General features: G+C 70.1%; 15 protein-coding genes. 7 read left to right on the top strand and 8 right to left on the bottom strand.

Going from position 1 to position 20806, the window contains the following annotated elements; translation table 11 throughout:
* The first annotated feature begins 65 nt into the window (after positions 1-65).
* Together K1T35_RS11460 and K1T35_RS11465 are read left to right on the top strand one after the other, a co-directional pair.
* The gene (locus K1T35_RS11460) at positions 66-2237 is read left to right on the top strand and encodes a DEAD/DEAH box helicase (RefSeq protein ID WP_220260143.1); all 2172 of its coding nucleotides are present in this window, start codon (positions 66-68) and stop codon (positions 2235-2237) included.
* Complete coding sequence (locus K1T35_RS11465) at positions 2234-5317, top strand: DUF3427 domain-containing protein (protein WP_220260144.1); 3084 nt, start codon at positions 2234-2236, stop codon at positions 5315-5317. The genes K1T35_RS11460 and K1T35_RS11465 overlap by 4 nt, the downstream gene beginning before the upstream one ends.
* Before the next feature lie 235 nt (positions 5318-5552).
* On the opposite strand, the gene K1T35_RS11470 is transcribed toward K1T35_RS11465, so the two are convergent.
* From K1T35_RS11470 to K1T35_RS11485, 4 genes are all read right to left on the bottom strand, one after another.
* Positions 5553-6050, bottom strand: a complete 498-nt coding sequence (locus K1T35_RS11470) for a hypothetical protein (protein ID WP_220260145.1) — start codon at positions 6048-6050, stop codon at positions 5553-5555.
* Positions 6051-6205: 155 nt separating this feature from the next.
* Positions 6206-6697, bottom strand: coding sequence for a hypothetical protein (locus K1T35_RS11475; protein WP_220260146.1), 492 nt, complete (start codon positions 6695-6697; stop codon positions 6206-6208).
* A gap of 366 nt (positions 6698-7063) precedes the next feature.
* The gene (locus tag K1T35_RS11480; RefSeq protein ID WP_255621779.1) at positions 7064-11176 is read right to left on the bottom strand and encodes an AAA domain-containing protein; all 4113 of its coding nucleotides are present in this window, start codon (positions 11174-11176) and stop codon (positions 7064-7066) included.
* A 320-nt stretch (positions 11177-11496) separates the two neighbouring features.
* Positions 11497-11763, bottom strand: coding sequence for a hypothetical protein (locus tag K1T35_RS11485; protein ID WP_220260147.1), 267 nt, complete (start codon positions 11761-11763; stop codon positions 11497-11499).
* Positions 11764-12123: 360 nt separating this feature from the next.
* Here K1T35_RS11485 and K1T35_RS11490 point away from each other — a divergent pair, with 360 nt between their 5' ends.
* Both K1T35_RS11490 and K1T35_RS11495 read left to right on the top strand, forming a co-directional pair.
* Entirely contained in the window at positions 12124-12699 is a 576-nt protein-coding gene (locus K1T35_RS11490; protein WP_220260148.1) for a GNAT family N-acetyltransferase, read from the top strand.
* A gap of 72 nt (positions 12700-12771) precedes the next feature.
* Positions 12772-15030 carry a helicase-associated domain-containing protein gene (locus K1T35_RS11495; RefSeq protein ID WP_220260149.1) on the top strand — a complete coding sequence of 753 codons (2259 nt, stop codon included), beginning with the start codon at positions 12772-12774 and terminating at the stop codon, positions 15028-15030.
* Positions 15031-15065: 35 nt separating this feature from the next.
* Here K1T35_RS11495 and K1T35_RS11500 read toward each other — a convergent pair whose 3' ends face one another.
* A complete protein-coding gene (locus K1T35_RS11500) occupies positions 15066-16376 on the bottom strand; it encodes an amidohydrolase family protein (RefSeq protein WP_255621780.1) in 1311 nt (436 codons plus the stop codon).
* Positions 16373-16876 carry a cupin domain-containing protein gene (locus K1T35_RS11505; protein ID WP_220260150.1) on the bottom strand — a complete coding sequence of 168 codons (504 nt, stop codon included), beginning with the start codon at positions 16874-16876 and terminating at the stop codon, positions 16373-16375. The genes K1T35_RS11500 and K1T35_RS11505 overlap by 4 nt, the downstream gene beginning before the upstream one ends.
* Positions 16877-16990: 114 nt before the next feature.
* On the opposite strand from K1T35_RS11505, the gene sigJ reads away from it, so the two are divergent.
* On the top strand, positions 16991-17884 hold the full coding sequence (sigJ, locus tag K1T35_RS11510) for an RNA polymerase sigma factor SigJ (protein WP_220260151.1): 894 nt from the start codon (positions 16991-16993) through the stop codon (positions 17882-17884).
* A 51-nt stretch (positions 17885-17935) separates the two neighbouring features.
* On the opposite strand, the gene K1T35_RS11515 is transcribed toward sigJ, so the two are convergent.
* Both K1T35_RS11515 and K1T35_RS11520 read right to left on the bottom strand, forming a co-directional pair.
* The gene (locus K1T35_RS11515; RefSeq protein WP_220260152.1) at positions 17936-19144 is read right to left on the bottom strand and encodes an MFS transporter; all 1209 of its coding nucleotides are present in this window, start codon (positions 19142-19144) and stop codon (positions 17936-17938) included.
* Between the two features lie 254 nt (positions 19145-19398).
* Entirely contained in the window at positions 19399-19536 is a 138-nt protein-coding gene (locus K1T35_RS11520) for a hypothetical protein (RefSeq protein WP_220260153.1), read from the bottom strand.
* 253 nt (positions 19537-19789) lie between these two features.
* Here K1T35_RS11520 and K1T35_RS11525 point away from each other — a divergent pair, with 253 nt between their 5' ends.
* Positions 19790-20284 (top strand): hypothetical protein, encoded by a 495-nt coding sequence (locus tag K1T35_RS11525; RefSeq protein ID WP_220260154.1) that lies wholly within the window; start codon positions 19790-19792, stop codon positions 20282-20284.
* Positions 20281-20622, top strand: coding sequence for a helix-turn-helix transcriptional regulator (locus K1T35_RS11530; RefSeq protein ID WP_220260155.1), 342 nt, complete (start codon positions 20281-20283; stop codon positions 20620-20622). Before K1T35_RS11525 ends, K1T35_RS11530 begins: the two co-directional genes overlap by 4 nt.
* Positions 20623-20806 lie beyond the last annotated feature (184 nt).

Genomic DNA, 20806 nt, shown 5'->3' on the forward strand with positions numbered 1-20806 from the left:
CCGCTCGGCAGGTCGTGACGCTCGCGCCGTCGTTGCCGATCAATGAACGGCGGGAGGGGGACCGGATGCCGACAGCTGCCAAGGCCACGATCGGCGCCGTCCGCGACTTCGCCAAACGCGCCACGGCCCTGCTCAGCGCACCGCAGGCCCTCCGCGACAGCGCCCGCCAGCAGATCGAGATCCTCAACGGCGACCAGGTCGTTGCGCGGCTGCGTGAGATGCCGCTCGCGGCGTTGAAGGAGGTCGCTGGGCGGGGCGTGCGGCTCGGGGCGCTGGAGCAGTACGGCTTCCGGACCGTCGCCGACATCCTGAACACGCCCGACCATCGGCTTCAGCAGGTGCCTGGGGTCGGGGCGACGACGGTGCAGGAGGTCAGGCGGACCGCGCGCACGGTCGCGGTGCGGGTGCACGGCGACGTCCGGTTCCGCTTCGACCCCGACCGTCGCGACCCCGCCCAGACCCAGCTGCTCGCCACCCTCGCCGCGACGCGGGCCGCCGACGCCGCCGCGACGACGCTGCACGGGCCACTCCAGGCGTTCCGCATGCAGGTCGCGCCTCTGATCGAGGACGCGGACCGTGCCGGGTCGCGCTGGAAGATGGCCTTCTCCCGCCGGTCCAAGAAGGACGCGGCGCTCGACGCGCTCGCCCGGCTGGACGCGATCCTCGCCGACCCGCAGGTCCGCGCACTGCAGCAAACCGTGCACGCCCGCGAGCAGGCCGTCGACCCGCGCAGCTACGAGCCGCCGCAGCTCTGGCGGGACTACCTGTCCGATGCGGCGTCAGTCAACGCCGTTCTCTCGACGGTCGGTGGCGCGGCGGAGGATGAGGAGGCGGCGGGCGGGTTCGTCCCGGACGAGCTGCGGCAGCGGATCAGCGCCGTCCCGCTGGACACGTCGAAGCTGACCTCCACGCTGCGCGGCTACCAGGTCTTCGGTGCGCAGTACGCGATCCACCAGGAGCGCTCGATCCTCGGAGACGAGATGGGCCTCGGGAAGACGATCCAGGCGCTCGCCGTGCTCGCCCACCTCGCGGCGAAGGGGCAGCGGCGGTTTCTCGTCGTCTGCCCGGCCAGCGTGCAGATCAATTGGCTGAACGAGACCGCCAAGCACAGCGAGCTGGCCGCGCACAGCCTGCACGGCGCCGACCGCGACGGGGCCGGTCGCCGGTGGCTGCGCGAGGGTGGGGTGGCCGTCACGACCTTCGGCACGCTGGCACGGCTGCCGGACGAGGTTCGCGAGGCCGATGTCGCGATGCTCGTCGTCGACGAGGCGCACTTCGTGAAGAACCCGGACACGACTCGGTCGCGGGTGGTGCGGGACGCCGTGCAGCGGTCCCAGCGGACGCTCTTCCTCACCGGTACGCCGATGGAGAACCGCGTGGAGGAGTTCCGGACGCTCGTCGGGTACCTGCAGCCGCGGGTTGCGCGGAACGTGAACGCGACAGACGCGGTTGCCGGCGCCAAGGCGTTCCGCCGGGCCGTGGCTCCGGTCTACTTGCGGCGCAACCAGGTCGACGTGCTCACCGAACTGCCCGACCGGATCGAGACCGAGTCCTGGGTGCAGCTCGGCACCGCCGAGGAGGCGGCGTACGAGGCGGCGGTGTCGAAGCGGAACCTGATGGCGATGCGGCAGGCGCCGTTCGGGGCGAAGCTCGAACGGCTGGTGGAGCTTGTCGAGGAGGCCGCCGAGGACGGGATGAAAGTCGTGGTCTTCTCCTACTTCCTCGGCACGCTCGAGCGGATCCACGAGAAGCTCGGGGACGCGGTGGTCGGGACGATCACCGGTGCCGTGCCGCCGCCGATTCGCCAGCGGATCGTCGACGAGTTCACGGCGCGGTCCGGGCACGCCGTGCTGCTCGGGCAGATCGAGGCCGGTGGGGTCGGGATCAACATTCAGGCGGCGTCGGTCGTGATCCTCACCGAGCCGCAGTGGAAGCCCAGCACCGAGGAGCAGGCAATCGCGCGAGCGCACCGGATGGGGCAGGTGCGCACGGTGCAGGTGCACCGGCTGCTGGCCAAGGACTGCATCGACGAGCGGATCTGCGAGATCCAGCAGGGGAAGCGTCTGTTGTTCGACGAGTTCGCACGCAAGAGCGAGGCGAAGGACGCCGATCGGAGGGCGGTGGACACCTCCGACCACCGGCCTGAGGTGCTCGACGACGAGTCGGTGCCGGTGGGGCAGCGGGTACTGGCGGCGGAGCGGCACCGGCTCGGCCTCGACGGGACGCCCGGCCAGTGACCGATCCGTTTCCCGAAGGCGTGTACGAGACCCTGCGGACCCGGCGCCTCGACGCCGCCCTCGATCGGCTCGTGGACCTCACGCCGCGCTTCCTGCCGGTCGAGAACGCCGACCAGCCCCACGTGCTCGCCCGGCACGTGGCAGCCGCCGTGGAGCGGGCGCTGATCAACGAATCCGATCCGGACCGGCGGCTCGAGCTCGTCAACGACCTGCTGGATCGGGTTGCTGCCCAGGACGATCAGCTCGCCGCGGCGGTGCAGCACCTCGTGGTGCTCACCCGCGAGGCGGCGCCCGGAGTGCACCGGCTGGAGCCGCCGGTCACGCCGCTGTCGTCCGCCGCCCTGCTGACGAACGCTCCGGAGGAGCCGTCGTTGGGCGCGGAGCTGCGTGCGGAGCTCGTGTCGGCCGACCGTGTCGATCTGCTCTGCGCGTTCATCCGATGGCACGGTGTCCGAGTGCTGGAGCAGCAGCTCGACGTGCTGCACAGTCGTGGCGTGCCGTTTCGGGTGATCACCACGACGTACGTCGGGGCGACCGAGCAGCGGGCGGTGGACGCGCTGGTGCGGAAGTTCGGCGCGCACGTCAAGATCAGCTACGAGACGCGCACGACCCGGTTGCACGCCAAGGCGTGGCTCTTCCACCGCGCATCAGGCTTCGACACCGCGTTCGTCGGCAGCAGCAACCTCTCCCGGTCCGCCCTGCTGGACGGGCTGGAGTGGAACGTGCGGTTGTCGTCGGTGGCCACCCCGGACTTGCTGCGCAAGTTCGCGGGGACGTTCGACAGCTATTGGGCCAGCCCAGACTTCGTGGACTACGACCCGGACGACCCCGACGACGTCGAGCGGCTGCGGCAGGCGCTGGGTCGCGACCGCATCGCGACGGCGGGACAGTTCGTCTCCGGCCTCGAGGTTCGTCCGCGTTCGTATCAGGACGCGATCCTCGAGGCGCTCGAGACCGAACGGACCGTGCACGACCGGCACCGCAACCTCGTCGTCGCGGCCACCGGGACCGGCAAGACCGTCGTTGCGGCGCTGGACTACGCGCGGCTGCGCACGAGCCTGCCGCGCCACCGACTGCTGTTCGTGGCGCACCGCAAGGAGATCCTGGAGCAGTCTCGGCGCACCTACCGCGAGGTGCTGGCCGACGGTGCGTTCGGCGAGGTGTACGTCGCCGGAGAACGCCCGGAGCGCTGGGAGCACGTGTTCGCCAGCGTGCAGTCGCTCGCTGCGTACGGGGTACAGCGGCTGCCGGCGGACCACTTCGACGTCGTGGTCGTCGACGAGTTCCACCACGCGGAAGCCCCGACGTACCGGAGGCTGCTCGAGCACCTGCAGCCGCGGGAGCTGCTCGGGCTGACCGCAACGCCCGAGCGGGCCGACGGCATCGACGTGCGGCAGTTCTTCGACGGGCGCAGCGCCTACGAGCTGCGCCTCTGGGACGCCCTGAGCGCTGACCTCCTGGTCCCGTTCCACTACTTCGGCGTCGCAGACGACGTGGACCTGCAGGGCATCGAGTGGAAGCGCGGTGCATACGACGTCAGCGCGCTCGACGCGGTCTACACCGGAAACGACGCCCGGGCGGCCAAGGTCATCCGCGAGACGCGGGACAAGGTCACGGACGTGCTCGCCATGCGCGCTCTCGGCTTCTGCGTGTCGGTGGCGCACGCGCGGTACATGGCCGAGGTGTTCTCTCGCGCCGGGATCCCCAGCCTCGCCGTCGCCGGCGAATCCCGTCGTGACGAGCGGGCCGAGGCGCTGCAGCGGCTGCGCGCTGGGGACGTCAACTGCCTGTTCGCGGTCGACCTGTTCAACGAGGGCCTCGATGTCCCCGAGGTCGACACGGTGCTGTTCTTGCGTCCGACGCAGAGCGCGACGGTGTTCCTGCAGCAGCTCGGGCGCGGTCTGCGTCGCGCGCCGGGGAAGGCGGTCCTGACCGTCCTCGACTTCATCGGCCAGCACCGCCGCGAGTTCCGCTTCGACGTCCGGTACCGCGCGCTGACCGGCAGCACGCGCAAGCGGCTCGAGGCCGATCTCCGCCACGGGTTCCCGTTCCTCCCGTCCGGGTCCCAGCTGATCCTCGACCCCGTTGCGCGGGACATCGTTCTCGACAACGTGCGGCACCAGCTGCGGCTCTCCCGCCGCGAGCTCGTCGCCGACGTCCGTTCGCATGGTGACCTCCCGCTGGCGCGCTACCTCGATGAGGCAGGGCGTGATCTGCCGGACGTCTACAAGCAGAAGGGCTCGTGGACGGCGCTGCGTCGCGAGGCCGGGCTCCCGACGGCGCCGGCCGGGCCTCACGACGAGGCACTCTTCCGGCGAGTCGTGATGTTCGCTCACGTCGATGATCCCGAGCGGGCGGCGGCGTACGCCCAGCTCGCCAACCCGGCTGGTCCCCCCTACGCGGCATTGACCGAACGCGACCAGCGCCTCGCGCGGATGCTGTTCTTCCTGCTCTGGCCGGACCGCGGTGGACACGTCTCCTACCAAGCCGGCCTCGACGAGCTGCGCCGCCATCCGGCCGTCTGCGCCGAGATCCGGGAGCTGGTGGCGCTCGGGCTCGACCGGGCACGACACGTTCCGCACGGTCTCGGGGAAGGCGTGCAGCACGTGCCGCTGCAGAGCCACGCCCACTACCGGCGCGAGGAGATCTTGGCCGCGTTCGGCTGGGCGTCGTTCGACCGGAAGGCGTACGGGCACGCGCAGGGCGTGGCGTGGGCGCCGGACGTGCGCACGGACGCGCTGCTGGTGAATCTCCGCAAGACCGAGCGCGACTTCTCGCCCACGACGATGTACCGCGACTTCGCCATCAGCCCGGAGCTCTTCCACTGGGAGTCGCAGAACAGCACATCGGTCGCCTCGGAGCCGGGGCATCGGTACCTCCACCACCGCGAGCGGGGTACGCACATCGCGCTGTTCGTGCGCGAGGCGCCGACGGACGACCTCGGGTCCGCTCCGTTTCTGTGCCTCGGACTGTGCGACTACGTCGAGCACAAGGGTGAACGGCCCATCGCGGTGACGTGGCGGCTACGGCGGCGGATGCCGGGGGAGACGTTCCGGGCCGCGAGCGTGGTGGCGTCCTGAGCAGCCTGTTGGGCTGATCGGGTGTGGAGCTCGTACCGCGCGCCGTCGACATCGTGCTCGAGGGAGGTATGGGCCCGTGGCCTCGAAGCCGGTCTCACTCCGAAAGATCTCTTCGGGAGAGCTCTACAAATGGCAGCGCCGCTGCCTCCAGCGTAGCTGGATGCGTCCCTGGGCTCCACGCAGCAAAATCACACGGTGATCCGGCGGCCTGATCAGATACTAAAATGTTCGGGAGTCAATCCGCGACGATCGGCCAGGGGGCGCGGGCGAGGAAGTCCGAGAGCACCGACCGCACCTCAATGGCCGTTGTCTCCCATGAAGGAGGGTAATCCTCATAACGTTCCGCGAGCGCGGTCATCGGCGCGATGAGGCCGAATGGATCGTCGGGTTCGTGGAACGCCTCGGTTGCGATGTGCCGGGCGGCGCGGTACGGCGTCTGAACTCCTTCGGCGAGGGAGTTCGCCTCGTTCCAGCACAGCAGGTGGAACGGCCAACCAGGACTCGCTTCGCCAAGGATCGCCATCGGCGGGATCCACAACAGTGGATCGCGTGCACGCTCCTGTTGCTCGAACGGCACCTCGGCGGCGTCGCGCTCGGCCACGTCGCCGATGAGGGGGCGGAGTTGCTCGACGCACGCGAGGGAGCGTGTTTCGAAGTCGCTGCCGGTGCGTAGCTGCTGGGGATCGTCCAGGAGTGCCAAGACCTCCCGGTATCGGCGCAGCACGGTGGTCATCGGGTGGTCGTGATGCCATTGCCGGGCGCACAGGTTCACGAAACTGGTGAGATGCACTCGCAAGGCCCGGTCGGACCACGAGTGCACCAGGTCCCACTCCCTCTCCTGGAGCTCCCGTACGCGCTGGCGCACACCCGGTGGTCGCATACCCGGAACTATAGGGCGTTCGCACACCCGGTCCAATCGTTGCTCACCGAGGTGTAGATCGTGGCGACGTCACCTGTCGTATCGTTGACCACGACTTCAGCTCGGTTGCTCGTACCGTTGTACTGGTAGATGAGTCGGGTGTTCCCCGGGTCTCCCTTGCGGGGGAACCCGTAGCTCACGACCTTGTCGACGCATCGCATGAAGTCCGGGATGTTCTCGTACGGATCGTGTGCTGGTCTGTCTTCGTCGTCGAGGAGCATGTGTCTCAGGGAGCTGCACCTCCATTGTCGTTGATCGCCCGTCCGTACGTTCAGCCATCCCATCAGGATCTCACCCGGCCCGATCCGATACTCCATGCACGAATCCATGCGAGCCTGGAGCTTTGCCGGGTCGAAGGCGAAGCCCGGCATCGGATCGGCTGTCGCCGTGGGTGCCGTGGCGACTGCGGTGAGCATGATGGCGCCGAGAGTGAGCAAGACGCGTTGGAGTCGCGTGCGCATACAGGGCTCCCCTTGAAAGGGCCCTCCGCATCCGTACGCGGAGGGCGGATGCGCCCGATCATGCAGAGCCCGCTGTCGAAGGAAGGCCATTTGCCCCGAATCGTTCGCACTTGTAAACGCGGTCGCATGGTCCGGACCTGCTCGTCGTTTCTGCCACCGAGCAGGTGTGGGCAAGGCGCGACGAGTCCGCACCGCAGTCCGCGAGTCAGGGGAGACGAGTCGGCACCCGAGTGCAACTCCGACGTCGGACGCATCCGTGGATTCCCACAGATTGATCCGAGCCCTATCGCTGTCATTCAGCGGTCGTATACGTCAGGGTTGACGTCCGGATCCCCGGTTCGGCTCCGCCTGGACCGAGCTTGCCGTTCAACCTCGCGGGACGTCGAACAGCCGCCATGCCGGGTACCGCAGTGCGGCGCTACCGTGATCGCCGCCGTCCAGCAGTTCGCGGCGGCGCAGCATCAAGCGGAGGTGACGTGCCGCATCGGTGCCCTGATTCGGAGCTCGGTCGAGCAGGACCGCGAGGGTGGCGCCGTCGGCGTTGCGCACCACCGCGTCGGCCGGGTGGCCGTTGACCTGCTCGCCGAGCGCCACCGTGTGGCCCGGCTGCCAGGACAATGTCTGATAGAGACGCTGCAGCAGACCGTCGCCGTTAGCCTGTGGGGCTTGGGATCCGCCGCCGCCGCCGGCGGCCTCGAGCAGCGTGGCCGCTACCCCTCCCCGTGCACGCCACAGCCCTGCGTCGCCTACCACGATGAGATGCGTGCGAGCCCGCGTGATGGCGACGTTCCAGAGGTTCAGCTGGCGGTCGACCCAGCTGATCGCTCCCTTGTGCATTCCGGTCCCGGCCACGAGCGAGAACACCATGACGTCGCGTTCGCCGCCCTGGAAGGTGTGGACGGTGCCGATGCGGACCCGGTTCTCGTCGTGTCGGCGGAGGCGGTGACCGAGCGCCTCGGATTGGCCCTTGAAAGGGGTGACCACCCCGATGGTGGCTTCGGCCGGCAGGCGCCTCACCAAGCTCTCCACGATGCCGTCCACCCGGCTGATCTCGTCCTCATTGACCCATGATCCGCCGGATCTGGGGCGGATGGCCCGCCCCGCGACGTTGCTCCAGGAGATCGGACGCAGCGGGAGGGAGGGTCGGTTGCGGACGTCGGTGAGGACCGTGAGCCCGCCGTCGTAGAAGAGCTCGTTGGAGACGGCGGCGATCGTGGGGTGGCAACGGAAGTGCTCGTCGAGGAGGAGGGTTCCGCCGGTGGAGCGCTCGGCGGCGTGGAATGCCGAATGCCGCCGGAAGGCGAGGCGATATTTCTCCAGCCAGTCGGCGTGCAGTCCGGTCTTACGCCGGATCGCGGCCTCCTTCGCCGGGCTGATCTCCGCGATGTGCGGCAGCTGCATGGCGTCGCCGATGATCAGTGCACGCCGGGACCGGAAGAGCAACGGCAGGACGTGCGGGATCGCGCATTGGCTCGCCTCGTCGACGATCACGAGATCGAAGAGGGCCGGCTCGGGCGGGAAACGCCGCGCCGAGTGGCAGGTGACGGCCCAGCCCGCGACCGCGGGCACAGTGCTCGCCCCGCGGCCCCGTCCCAGGACTTCCTTCACCGCAAACCAATCGCTGCGGTCGCCGTCCCGTGCGCTCAGCAGACCGAGGATGCGCTGCCGTCCGCTACGAGCGTTCGTCCGGACCACGCTTTCCAGGAGATCGCGCGAGGTCCCCTGGACGTGGATCTGCGCGCTTGCGAGTGCGGCGGCGAGTTCGCGGTCCCGGTCATGTCCCGCGTGCTCGTGTGCTGCTCGCCAGGTGGATTCCGCGGCCGCGAAGTCGGCGAGCGCACGGCATACCTGGGTAAGGTCGCCCTCGTACCGGGGAAGCCCGAGCGAACCCAGGAACCATCTGCGCCGCAGTCCTCCGAGGACGCGGGCTCGGACCAGGCGCCTCGCCTTGTGGGCCACCCGATCCGGGTCGGTCAGGTGACGGATGAGCTCGGGCACGGGCATGTGGAGCGCCGCCGCGTGCATCTCCCGTGCTTCGCCAGTCTGGCGCAGAACCCGCTCAGCGGCGGCGACGCGGGCGAAATCCTGGTGAATGCGTTGTAGCTGGCCACGAGTCGTATCCACGCGCGCGACGGCCGTGGGCCCGTTGTGGGTGGGCGCTGGTGCCGCGCGTAGTGCCCGGAGGCCGGCGCCTTCGGTCTCGGTGTAGTCCCTCTTGCCCCCGGCGGAGCCGGTGCGTACCACGCTGCCGGGGACGAGCTTCTCGCACCGTTCCCAGACCTCGTCCACCGCTGCGTTGTTGGTGGAGGCCACGAGCACGGTCTGCCCGTTCGCAACCGCGGTGGCGACGATGTTCGCCACGAGTTGGCTCTTGCCGGTGCCGGGCGGGCCGGTTGCCACGGTGAGGCGGCGGGTCATGGCCGAGAAGATGACCTCGTTCTGCGCCTCGTTGCTGGCGAGCGGGGTGACGGGACGTGCGGGCGGCGGATCGGTGTGCGCGAGGGCCTGGGTCCGTTCTGCCGGATCGGGGGAGAGCACGGATAGCGCTGTCGACCGGATGTGTGCGGCCTGCCTCCCGATGTCGCCGAAGTCGTCGATGAGCTTCTTGGTCGCCCTGTTGTTGCGAGGCGCCAGGAAGAGCACCGCGACATTGCGAGCGCCGTGACCGGGCGTGCGGACGTCGATGTGGTCATCGAGGTTGTCGGGGCGAAGCTCCTGTACGCAGGGCAGTTCGAACTCGTGCATGAGGAGGTTGCGCGCTTCGACCGCCATGCGGTCGTGCTGGCCGCCGTACCAACTCGACTGGTACGTCTCGGTCAGCTGCGCGGCTTCCTCCTCTCCCAACCAGATCTCGGCCAGACGTGGATGGGGATGGACCGGGCCGTAGGGCTGCAGTCGGATCTCGCCGCCCGTGTCGGCGACCTCGACGCGGCGCACGAGGAGTGGCGCGAACTTCGGGTGGCGCCACGGCTGCCCGCCGCGCGGCCCGGTGAGGACCACCGCCGGGTACCCCGCCCAGAGCTCCGCGTCCTGCGCGGCCGCCGTTTCGACGAGCGGAACTGCCCCCGCGGGCAGGGCGGTGCAGTCGTCCTCGTCCACCTCGCCGCTCAGGAGGCGCTCGGAGCCCCCGAGGCAGACGTAAGCCGTGCCGCGGGCTGCCACGGGCATCAGCGGTGTCTCGGTGCCGTCGGCGAGCAGGCAGTCCCGGTAGTAGTCCAGCAGGCCGGCCCAGGACGGTTGCCTGTCAGGGGAGTGTGCTGCTGGCTTCGGCTCGGCCGCAGGCCTGTGGCTCAGCGGAGCGAGGATCGGGGCGCTGCCGAGCGGACAGCTGGCGATGATGATGCGGTCATCGACACCGAGCGTCGAATGAACCGGGACCTGGCGTGCTCCGCGGTTTCGCATGCGTCGGTTGACGTAGTCGAACAGGTCGCTCATCGACACGTCGCCGCTGCCGTCCTTGCCGACCTTCCCGGTGCGCAGGGCTTCGACCAGCTCACCCGTGAAGTCGGACGGCTTGAGGTCCTCGGCGCTCGCCACCGCGGCGTACGAGGGCTCGCCCGCGCGGGACGAGGACAGCACGAAGACGCCGCGGCTGGTGAGCGGGGATTCCTCACCGGACTTCGCCACCGATCGGGGCTGACTGTCGGACGTGCGCAGGCCCACGGCGAAACCGCCGCTCTGACAGCAGTCGATCATGACAACCTTCTGCGACGCCCACGACTGCTCGAGCAATTCGTTGACGAAGCCGGCGCCCACTCCGGTGTCAGCGACGCGGTCGAAGTCGGTGTCCGTGGCGACGAAGAAGAACTCGCCCCCCATGTGGCTCACCCGATCGCCGTGCCCGGACACGTACAGGACAGCCAGTTCATCCTGCGCGCAGCCTCCGAGGAACTCGGTGATGGCCTGCCGCATCTCGTCGGCGGTCAGATCAGCCAGGGTCGTTGCGGAGACGAAGTTGCCGATGTTGCGGTGCAGCAGGACCTGGTTCAGCGCCCAGATGTCCGCCTGGGTCGACGGCAGTGGCGGGAAGCGGCCGTCGTCGTAGCGTGCGTTGCCGATCAGCAAGGCCTTGCGCCGGATCAGCCGCGTCATTCGGCCTTGCCTTCCGTGCCGGCGCTCACCTGGTTCAGGAAATCGCGGACCATCCGCCTGCGCTGCGTCCGGCCGACCCGTGATCGTGATGGAGTGCTCCCCGTGCACGACGTTCACCGTGCGATGCCGATCCTTGGCGCACCATTCCTTGATCAAAGTGATCAGCACGGGGGAGGCCGGAAGCGCTGCCGCGGCCCACAGCACCACATCAGTGACACCCGCGCCCTTGTGGCCGGATTCGACTGCCTCCTTGTCGGTCTCGAACCCGACTGTGATGCCGCCTGCCCCGTGCAGTGCCTCGTAGAGGTCGCGGGTCAGTCGTTCCTGCCGCAGCGTGTCGCCGCCGGTGGGCACGACAAGCCGCCACCGGTTTCCCCCGTCATGCATCGACCACTCCCCGGAATCGGACGCGATCCGACCGTAGGGATGCGGTCTGGCGTGCGGTCCCGATCGGGATCAGGTCACCTGATCGGACGATCGCCACCGCGTGGACAACTCCGAGGCTCAGGCGTGGCGGTCGTCTCCGCGAAGTCGGGGCGTCCTCATGACGTTCGGCAAGTTCCCGTCATCAGCGGGACGAGGCCGAATGGATCGTGGGGTTCGTGGAACGCCTCGGTCGGGGCACGCGCGGTGCGGCCCGTCCGGGAAGGTGGTCGGCGCCTCGTTGTCGGGCACTGGCAGGTTCGCCGGCGTCTGGGCCGGGCCGCTCATGGTCGACTCCTGGTGCGGACGGACGCGTCCGCCGGGGCGGCGGCCGAGAGAGCGAGGCGCCGCAAGGGCGGCAGCGCGAGCAGGACGGCGACCGCGGCGGTCACGACCGCTAGACCGGTGAGCGGGACGGCGAGGCCGGCATCTCCGCCGATCGCCGACAGCAGCAGCGGCACGCCGAACCCGAGGTAGGCGCACGCGTAGAAGGTGCCCGTGAGAGCGCCGCGCTCCGCAGGGTGCAAGCAGTCGAAGATCATCTTGCCCATGTCGGGGTTCCCTTCGTGCGGACCGTGACGCGCAGGACGCCGATGAACGCCCGATCGCGATCGCATGACGGCTGCGGCGGCCAATGCCCGGTAGCAGAGCGACTGCGGTGGAGGTAGCGGAGCTGCTCGCGATGGACTCGTGGCGGCAACGAGACTTCGCGGCGCTTGATCTCATCGCCGACATGCCATGGCCGCGGGTACGCCGCAGACGTTCGCGCGACCGGCGCTTCAGGGCGACCGCGTGGAGCTGACGTCGATGGTGGCGCGCCTTCGACGACGGTGCGGACGTGACGTCTGATGCCACCACCGCTCCCCGAAAGTGCGGTACACCTGATCCGTTCGACGGATCGGAGCGGTGGATTGACCGGGCGCTGGTGGACGTACATAGAGAACGACGGGCTGCTCCTGCGCACCCTGCTACCGGCGGACGCGGAAGGCGTGCTCGCCGTCCATGGCGATCCGCGCGTCTACACCTTCGACCCGCACGAGCGGCACCCCGACCTGGCGCACTCGCAGAAGTTCATCGCGCCGATGGTCGCGCACTGGGCGACGCATGGCTTCGGCTACTGGACGGTGCTCGTGCCGCGCACCTGGTGGCCGTCCGGCGTCCCCGGTCCGGAGCCGCGCGACGGCGAGCGCGTGCACGCCGGGCTCGGTGGCATCCAGCACCACGCGATCGGCGGCGAGCCGGTGCTCAACGTGTACTTCCGGCTGGCGCCCGGCGTGCAAGGTCGCGGGATCGCCGGGCGGATCCTCGCCGACTGCGTCCGGGTGGCGCCGAATGTGGCGAGCGGCGTCGACATCGTCGTCCGCACGCGCCCTGCGAACACCGCCGCGCGCCGCGTGGCCGCGCGGGGCGGGTTCGTCGACGAAGGGCTGGAGCCGGGGACGACGGACATGCAGCTGCTCCGCATGCGCGCGCCCGACCCCATGTAGATCAGTCGAAACGCCGAGCTGATCCCGCACCCCGTCGACGAGGTCGGTCCTGGGCATGGTGCGATCGGGCGCGTGTCGCTAGCCACCTACCTCGCGACCCTCGACGTCGACCGGCTGGAAGCGCTGCTCCGCCGCCGGCCCGACGTGCTGATCGACCCGGCTCCACGCACCGTCGACGAGCTCGCGATGCGGTTGAACGGCATCGAATCGCTGACGCGCGCGCTGGAGCTGCTGAACCGGGACGAGATGATCGTTGCGCGGGCGGTTGCGCTGATCGGCGAGCCGACACCGGCCACCCTCGCAGGCCGGCTCGGCGTGCCGGAGGACCAGGTCCAGCACCTGATCGACGGCTTGTGCGCGTACGGGCTCGCCTGGCATGTCGACGGCCGCGTCGGGCTGCCGGCCCGGTGGGCCGAGCAGCTCGCGGAGAGCGTCGCACGTTTCCGGCCGCTCGCGGTCATCGCGCGGCAGGCCAATGTCGAGCACCTCCGAGCGGCGGTGGCCGGCCTCGGCGGTGAGCCGGACGGGCTGCGCAAGCCTGACCTCGGCGTGCGGCTCGAGGAGCTGATCGATGATCCTGCGGTGATCGCGCGGGCCGTCGCCGGTCTGTCGGGGCGGGGGCGGCGCTATCTCGATCAGGTGTGCCGCGGTTCCTTCGTCTACCTCGGGTTCCGGTCGGAGAATCGCGGCTCGATCGCGGACCTAACACGCGCGGGGCTGCTCGTCGACGGGCCGTCCCGCGTGCCGGAGCTGCCCCGGGAAACGGCCGTGATGCTCCTGCTGCTCGGCGAGGATGGCGGCCTGACCGGCGCGCCGCAGCTGCCGGCGGCGACATCGGAGCTCGACGACGGCCGGGCCGGCGCCGAGGGGGCGTTGCGCGCGGTCACCACGTTGCTCGACGAGGCCAGGATCCGTCCGCTCGCCGCCTTGAAGAAGGGTGGGGTCGGCACGCGGGAACGCGCGCGGATCGCCCGGCTGGGGCTCGCCGAGCCTGCCCTCTGGATCGACATCGCGGCGGCGGCCGGGTTGCTTGCCCTCACACCGGAGGGCTACCCGGCGACGAGCGCGTTCGACGAGTGGCGGGACGAAGACCCGGGCGTCCGCTGGGCCCGGATCGCACTCGCCTGGTTCGGGCTCGCGCTCGCGCCGACCAGCCGAGAGATCGACGACGGCGAGGTGCCGCCCCCGCTGCCGCTCGAGTCGTTCGGAGGGCTCATCCGGCGTGCCCTGTTCCGCGCCGCCGCGGGAGGCCGCTCGATACGCGCCGTTGGCGAACAGATCGACTGGCTCTGCCCGCTGCACCACTACGACGCGGCAGGTCGGGCGCGCAAGGTGGCGGCGGCGGTCCAGGAGGCGACGCAGCTCGGGCTGGTGGCCGGCGATCGGCTCACAGCGCTCGGGGAACAGCTCGCCGCCGACGCCGATGGCCCGGATGCCGAGGAAGAGCTGGCTCGGCGCGCCACCGAACTACTGCCGGCGACCGCAGGTTCGCTCGTGCTGCAGTCCGACCTCACCGCCGTTGCGTCCGGGCAGCTCAGCGCCGCAGCGAGTAAGTTGCTCGCCGGCACGGCCGTCGCGGAGAGCCGTGGCACGGCGGCCATCTGGCGGTTCACCCCGGACAGCGTCCGCGGTGCGCTCGACGACGGCTGGAGCGCCGACGAGTTGCGGGCCGCGCTCGCGGCCGCGTCCGACCGCCCGTTGCCGCAACCGCTGGACTACCTGATCGGCGACGTCGCCCGCCGGCACGGCAGCGTGCGGGTGCGCGTCGTCCGGTCGTGCGTCACGGGGGAGGAACCGGAGATCAGCGAGATCCTGCACACCCGCTCCCTGCGTCGCCTCCAACTGACCCGGCTCGCCCCGACGGTGCTCGCCAGCCCGCTCGAAGCCGGCGACCTGCTGCCCAAGCTGCGTGCGGCCGGATTCGCTCCGATGCCGGAGGACGCCGAGGGCGTCGTGACGGTGCCGCAGAAGGAGAACAGGTCGGCGCCCTCACCCCGTACGGCGCGGGCTCGGGCGCGGGTGGACCCCTGCGACCTCGCCGCCAGGCTGCTCGCTGCCCGAACCGTCACGGCACCTGCGTCCAAGACGGAGGCCGAACTCGCGAGCCTGGCACCAGGGCTCGATGTGGCGGAGGTTGCCCTGCTGGCGGACGCGCTCGAACGCGGCCGCGACGTGAAGATCGTCTACCGCAACAAGGAGGGCAACCGCACGGCCCGCGACATCCGCCCGGAGCAGCTGTACGGGCGATGGCTGAACGCGTGGTGCCATCTGCGGTCGGCGGAGCGGGAGTTCACGGTCGCGGGGATCGAGTCGGTCGGGCCGGTGGGCTGAGCGCTCGACCGGGCCCTCTGCCCGCCCTGACCGGTCTACCAGGATTGCCGGACACCCCGGCGCCACACGTCGACGATCGAGCGGGTGGCGGTGATGTCTCTGGTCGGGTCGCCGTCAACCAGTACGAGATCGGCACGCAGGCCGGGGGCAACCCGGCCGCGGTCGGTCAGCCCGAAACAGCGGGCCGGCACGCTGGTGGCGGCGGCGAGGGCCTCCTCGGCGGTGAGCCCGACCCGGGTCAGCAGCGCCAGCTCGTGATGCATGCTCGCGCCGTGGCCAGGCGTGAAGGCTGTCGCGTCGGTGCCGGCCAGCAACGGCACACCGGCACGGTGGAGCGCGTCCGCGGCACCTGCCGCGTTCGTGGCGCCGTTCGGATGTGCTGAGGCTCCGGTCGCGTTTCCACTGAGCCTGGCCCTCGCCTGTTCGGACAGCCGTGACGCGATGCGTTCGTCCTGGATGAGCTCGGCGCCGCCGCGTTCCCCGGCGAGCACCTCGATGTAGCTGAGCGTGCTGGTCACGAACACGTTCCGTTCGGCGATCTTGGCCGCAAGCTCCTCGGCTGCCGGATCGTTCGGGCCGACATCGGAGAACACGTGCGCCAAGCCGTCGATGCCCGCGTCCAACGCGATTGCCGTGGTCTTCGTCGTGGCCACGTGAGCGATCGTCTTCAGCCCGGCGGCGTGCGCGGCCTCCACCAGCGCGGCGACGGTCTCGGGGGAGAGCGTGGGTAGTGAGTTCCCGGACAACGCGCCGTCGTCGATCACGATCTTCAGGTAGTCGATGCCTTCGGCACGCCGGGCGTCGACGAACGCCTGGGCCTGACCCGGAGCGGCGACGGTGTCGAACGGGCCGACCGCGTCACCCAGCACCGCGGCCAGAGCCGGTGTGATGATGTGGCTGGGGTGCCCGTTCGGGGCGGTGGCCAGGGTGCCCGCGCTGCGGATGTCCGCCACGTCGTCGCGCTCGGCGGCCAGCCTGCGCTGTCGCTGCAGGTTCGCCGGCAGGCAGAACATGTCCAGTTCGGTGGTCACGCCGAACCGCAGTGCCTGCGCGAGGTCGCCGTCGAACGCGTGGGTGTGCGCGTCGATCAGGCCCGGTAGGAGGGTCTTCCCGGTGCCTTCCAACTCGACGTCCACCCGCCGTCCGTCGTACTCGGCGATCCGGTCGTCGGAGATCAGGACGTCGGCGCGGGGGATCGTCCGGACGCCGTCGAAGACGCGTACGTTTCTGATCAGGGTCCGCATCCGGGCCGGCTCGTCGGGTTGGGAACAGCCGGCCACACCCGTGGCCGTGGCTGCCGCCGCCAGGCCGGCCAGACCGAGGACGTGTCGTCGGGAGACCGTCACCGCGTCGTCACCTCGGTGCGGCCGCCCTGCCAGAGCGGGTGCTCGATGAAGTGATTGTCGAAGCGCTCCTGCGAGTTCAGGATCTCCTCGGGGCCGGCTTCCCCTTTGAGGACGCGCACACCGAGCCGGAAGTATTCGAACCGCTCCTCGATCCCCGGTGCAAAGACGACAAGCAGGTCGGCGCCAACCTCCGGTGGCGTGGCGAAAGCGTGCGGGACGTTCCGGGGAACCATCAGGAAGTCGCCCTCGTCGAGGGTGACGACTCGGTCGCCTGCGAGCACCCGCAACGAGCCACCGAGCACGAAGAAGATCTCGGCGGATCCGGTGTGATAGTGCGGCGGCGGTCCGTCGGTGCCCGGCTCGAGGATCGCCCGGTTGGCGTTCACCGCGCCGCCCGTGGCGTCGGCGTCCGCGAGCAACCACATCTTGGTTGCGCCGACGTTCAGTACCTCGGCCTCGTCGGCCCTGGTGAGTAGCGCGGCTGGCTTGATCAAGGACATGTTCAACCTCTCGTGTTGGAAGCTTGCGGAAACCAAGAGGTCGTCGTCCGGACCGAGTGTGATGCGGCGTGATGTGCCTCACGTGCGGTCACGTTCGGGGGCGGGGGAGGACTCATGGCTGACGTGGACGAGCCGACCCAAGTGTTTGTCGAGCACCGTGAACTGCTGTTCGCCTGCGTCTACAACATCCTCGGCAGCGTCGCTGACACCGAAGATGTGCTGCAGGAGACCTGGCTGGCCTGGGCTGCGCGGAACAGGAACCCGGAGGCGGAGCCGGTCGAGAACAACCGCGCCTACCTGGTGCGGGTCGCGGTGCACCAGGCCCTCGCCCGCCGCGCGGCGATCAGCCGCAGGCGGGAGACCTACGTCGGGGAGTGGCTGCCCGAGCCGCTTGTCGGTCCCGCCTACTCAGACGGCGACGCGGCGGAAGCAGCGGATCGCGTCGAGTCGTTCTCGATGGCTCTGCTCGTGGTGCTGGAGTCGCTCACGCCGCTCGAGCGCGCGGTCTTCGTGCTGCACGAGGTATTCGGCTATCCGCACACGGAGATCGCCGACATCCTCGGTCGGAATCCGTCCGCGATCCGCCAACTCGCTCACCGCGCCCGCGAGCATGTGCACGCCCGGCGTCCGCGCTACCGACCAGACCCCCGGGAGCAGCGGGAGGTGACCGAGCGTTTCCTGGCCGCCGCGCTCGGCGGCGATCTGGAGGCGCTGCTGCGCATCCTCGCCCCGGACGTCACGCTCTGGACCGATGGCGGGGGCAAGGGGCCAGCGTGGAGTCCACGACCTGTACACGGGCGCGACCGGGTGGCCCGGCTCTTCGTTCGTCACGTCCGGGACGCTCGGAAACTGGGTGTCGACTACCGAAGGATCAACGGTGAGCCGGCCGCGGTGCTGTTCCTGGACAGGTCCCCGTTTGCCGTCTTTGTGCTCGACCTGACACCCGCTGGTCAGGTTTGTGGGATCTACTCCGTGACCAATCCCGACAAACTCACCCGGGCCCGCTGACGAGCAGTGTCCCGACCGCGTACTCGGCAACGGCGCGTCTGGCCGTTCCGTTCATGGTGCGGAGGGGCGCGTCCGCGGGCCGGCGGCGGAGAGAGCAAAGCGCCGCGAGGGCGGCAGCGCGAGCAGGCACGCAACTACGGCGGTCACGACCGCCAGACCGGCGAGCGGGGTACCGAGGCCGCCGTCCCCGCCGACCGCGGACAACAGCAGCGGCACGCCGAACCCGAGGTAGGCGCAGGCGTAGAAGGTGCCGGTGAGCGCGCCGCGCTCCGCGGGTAGCGCCAGCTGCGCCACCATCGTGAGGCCCGCCGCGAGGCACAGCCCATACCCCGCGCCGAGCAGCACAGCGGCTGGCAGGAGGACCGGCCAGGCGTCCAGCCCCGCGGCGACCAGGCTCAGTGCCAGCCCGGCCGCGCCGGCCGCCAGCCCGATCGGGCCGGAACGTCCGGCTGCGAGCCGACGATGCAGGGGCTGGGTGAGCACCCCGGTCAACAGGGTCACCGCCGCAACCAGCCCGGTGACCACGACGGCGATCCCCGGCAGGGCCGGGATCAGCAGCAGCGGAAGCACGGTCACAGCGGTCGACGGGAACGTGAACACGCCGACCGCGACCGGCAGAACCACCAGCGTGAACGGCCATCGGGCCGATCTCGGCACGCCCAGGTTCAGTACCGGGCCGTCCCGGCGCCTGCGCGAAGGCGGCAGGGTCTCAGGCACGCCGGGCAGCAACAGGAGAGCGAGACCCATCATCCCGACGTGCACGAGGTAGGGCAGCACGGTGGGCGCGGGAAACCACTGGCCGAGAATCCCCGCGGTCAACGGGCCGAGTCCCCACCCAGCGCTCAATGCCGCTGTGGTGAGCCGCGCCGCACGCTCGGGCGCACCGATCAGCTCGCCGAGCCACGCCGTGCCGACGCTGAAGACCACGCCGGACACCGCACCCTGCAGGAACCGCCCGGCGAAGAGCGCGACGACCGACGATCCCGCGAGGAGGAACAGCAGCGAGGTCAGCACGGCGAGCAGGCTGGCCGGAACGACGAGACGGCGCCGACCGAACCGGTCGGACGCCGGACCGGCCAGCAGCAGCGCCGGCACCAGACCCGCGGCGTACATGCCGAACGCACCGGTGAGCGCGTTGGCGGACAGGTCGAGCGTGTCCCGGTAGACCAGCAGCAGCGGGGTGGGCACGTTCGTGCCGAACGCGACGACGAACAGCAACACCCAGAGCGCGGTGGGGCCGGAAAGGTGCCGGCGCATCATCTGTTCCCTACTCCCGGCCGTTGCGGATCACGGGTCGTTCCGGAGGCGGTGGACCCCGCGATGGTGGTTACGCGCTCGAGGACTCCGAATCCGGTGGCCTCCAGCATGCACTCGGCAACGCCGGGAGTGGCAATGTCCTTCAGTAAGTGCGAGGTGGTGCGTGCCAGGCGACGGCCACCCGGAACGCCAGACACCGCCGTTCCGGGTGGTCCGTGCCGGTCACGACTCCGACGGCGCCGTCTCGAGATAAGGCGTCAGGCGAAGGTGATGTTCTGCGCGCCGTTGGCGAGCGCCTCGAAGAGCGAGTTGTAGCCCTCGAGCTGGGGGAGCACCCACTGCCGCGGGCCCTCCATCTCCAGGATCGGCCGGTGGTCGGGGTTGTCCCAGTCCATGGCGAGCAACTGCTCGACCCATGGCCCGCCTGATCGGTCGCGGATGCGTGAACTCGGTCCGCGCCCCGAGGCACACGCTCAGCGGCGTGGACGTCGTCGGCCCGGGCCCTTCGCCCCGCGCGTTCGCGCGAACTCGCTGCGCTCCCCCGACCTGCGCGGGCTGTGGGTCATGGATCCCGAACTGCAATCGAAGGGTTGCACATAGGCAAGTGATGTGCAATCGTCTAGTTGCACACCACCTGGAGGGAACGTCATGAACGACACCACGTACACCGAGGCGGAGCTGGCCGAGCTCGACAGCATCGCTCGCCGGATCGACATCGACGCTCCGGCCGATCGAGTGTGGGAACTCATCGCGAGGCCCGGTTGGTACGTCAACGACGGCACTGTCGGAGCCGAGCCCGACCTGCGGTACGAGGGCGACGTCGCGGTCGTGACGCAGCCGGGACTCGGGGAGTTCCGGTTCCGGACGGTGCAGCTGGACAAGCCGCGCTATGCCGCGTTCCGTTGGCTGGGCACACCGTTCCGCGCCGTCTCCGAGGGGACGCTCGTCGAGTTCTGGATCGACGATCGCGCCGGCGGCGGGGTGACGCTGCGCGTCCTCGAGAGCGGGTTCTCCACCCTCTCCGACGACCCGGCGACCTGGTTGAAGGAGCGCGAGGGCAACGACCGCGGCTGGATGGAGGAGCTGGCCGCCGCGAAGGCGTTCGTCGAGTCAGGGGCGGCGCCCGCAGACACGGGGTCATGAGCGCGCCGGACCTCCCGACCATGTGCGCCGCGCTGAGTGACCCGACCCGCTGGGAGATCCTCACGCGGCTCGGGCAGGGCGCGATGTCGGCCTCCGCCCTGGCCCGGGTCCTCCCGGTGAGCAGGCAGGCGATCGGCAAGCACCTCGAGGTGCTGCGTGAGGTCGGGCTCGTCGAGTCGGAGCAGCGCGGACGCGAGGTCGTCTATCTCGTCGTCGGCGCCCGGCTGAGCTCGCTCGCCCGGGAGCTGGACCGGATCGGCCGGTCCTGGGACAGCCGCCTGCTGCGGATCAAGCAACTGGCCGAGCAGCCCGACCAGGACCCGCCGCCTCGGCCCTGATCGCCACACCCACCTACGACAACGGGCGTCGCTGCGTCGAAGCCGCATGCGCTTCGACGCACGACTCCGCATGCCGCAAATTCCTTCCACGACAACGAGATCGGCAGGTACCAGACACGTTTATCCAGGCGGTCGAGACGAACATCGACCCCCCACGGAACCACCGGAAATGGACAGCCTCACC

This window comes from Pseudonocardia sp. DSM 110487 (assembly GCF_019468565.1).
GTDB lineage: Bacteria > Actinomycetota > Actinomycetes > Mycobacteriales > Pseudonocardiaceae > Pseudonocardia.

Excerpts from the sequence above, each read along its gene's own strand:
- sigJ (WP_220260151.1), top strand. The coding sequence starts at position 16,991 with ATGGCTGACGTGGACGAGCCGACCCAAGTGTTTGTCGAGCACCGTGAA.
- K1T35_RS11525 (WP_220260154.1), top strand. The coding sequence starts at position 19,790 with ATGAACGACACCACGTACACCGAGGCGGAGCTGGCCGAGCTCGACAGC.
- K1T35_RS11480 (WP_255621779.1), bottom strand. The coding sequence starts at position 11,176 with ATGCATGACGGGGGAAACCGGTGGCGGCTTGTCGTGCCCACCGGCGGC.
- K1T35_RS11485 (WP_220260147.1), bottom strand. The coding sequence starts at position 11,763 with ATGGGCAAGATGATCTTCGACTGCTTGCACCCTGCGGAGCGCGGCGCT.
- K1T35_RS11515 (WP_220260152.1), bottom strand. The coding sequence starts at position 19,144 with ATGATGCGCCGGCACCTTTCCGGCCCCACCGCGCTCTGGGTGTTGCTG.
- K1T35_RS11475 (WP_220260146.1), bottom strand. The coding sequence starts at position 6,697 with ATGCGCACGCGACTCCAACGCGTCTTGCTCACTCTCGGCGCCATCATG.
- K1T35_RS11460 (WP_220260143.1), top strand. The coding sequence starts at position 66 with ATGCCGACAGCTGCCAAGGCCACGATCGGCGCCGTCCGCGACTTCGCC.
- K1T35_RS11530 (WP_220260155.1), top strand. The coding sequence starts at position 20,281 with ATGAGCGCGCCGGACCTCCCGACCATGTGCGCCGCGCTGAGTGACCCG.
- K1T35_RS11520 (WP_220260153.1), bottom strand. The coding sequence starts at position 19,536 with ATGGACTGGGACAACCCCGACCACCGGCCGATCCTGGAGATGGAGGGC.
- K1T35_RS11505 (WP_220260150.1), bottom strand. The coding sequence starts at position 16,876 with ATGTCCTTGATCAAGCCAGCCGCGCTACTCACCAGGGCCGACGAGGCC.
- K1T35_RS11470 (WP_220260145.1), bottom strand. The coding sequence starts at position 6,050 with ATGACCACCGTGCTGCGCCGATACCGGGAGGTCTTGGCACTCCTGGAC.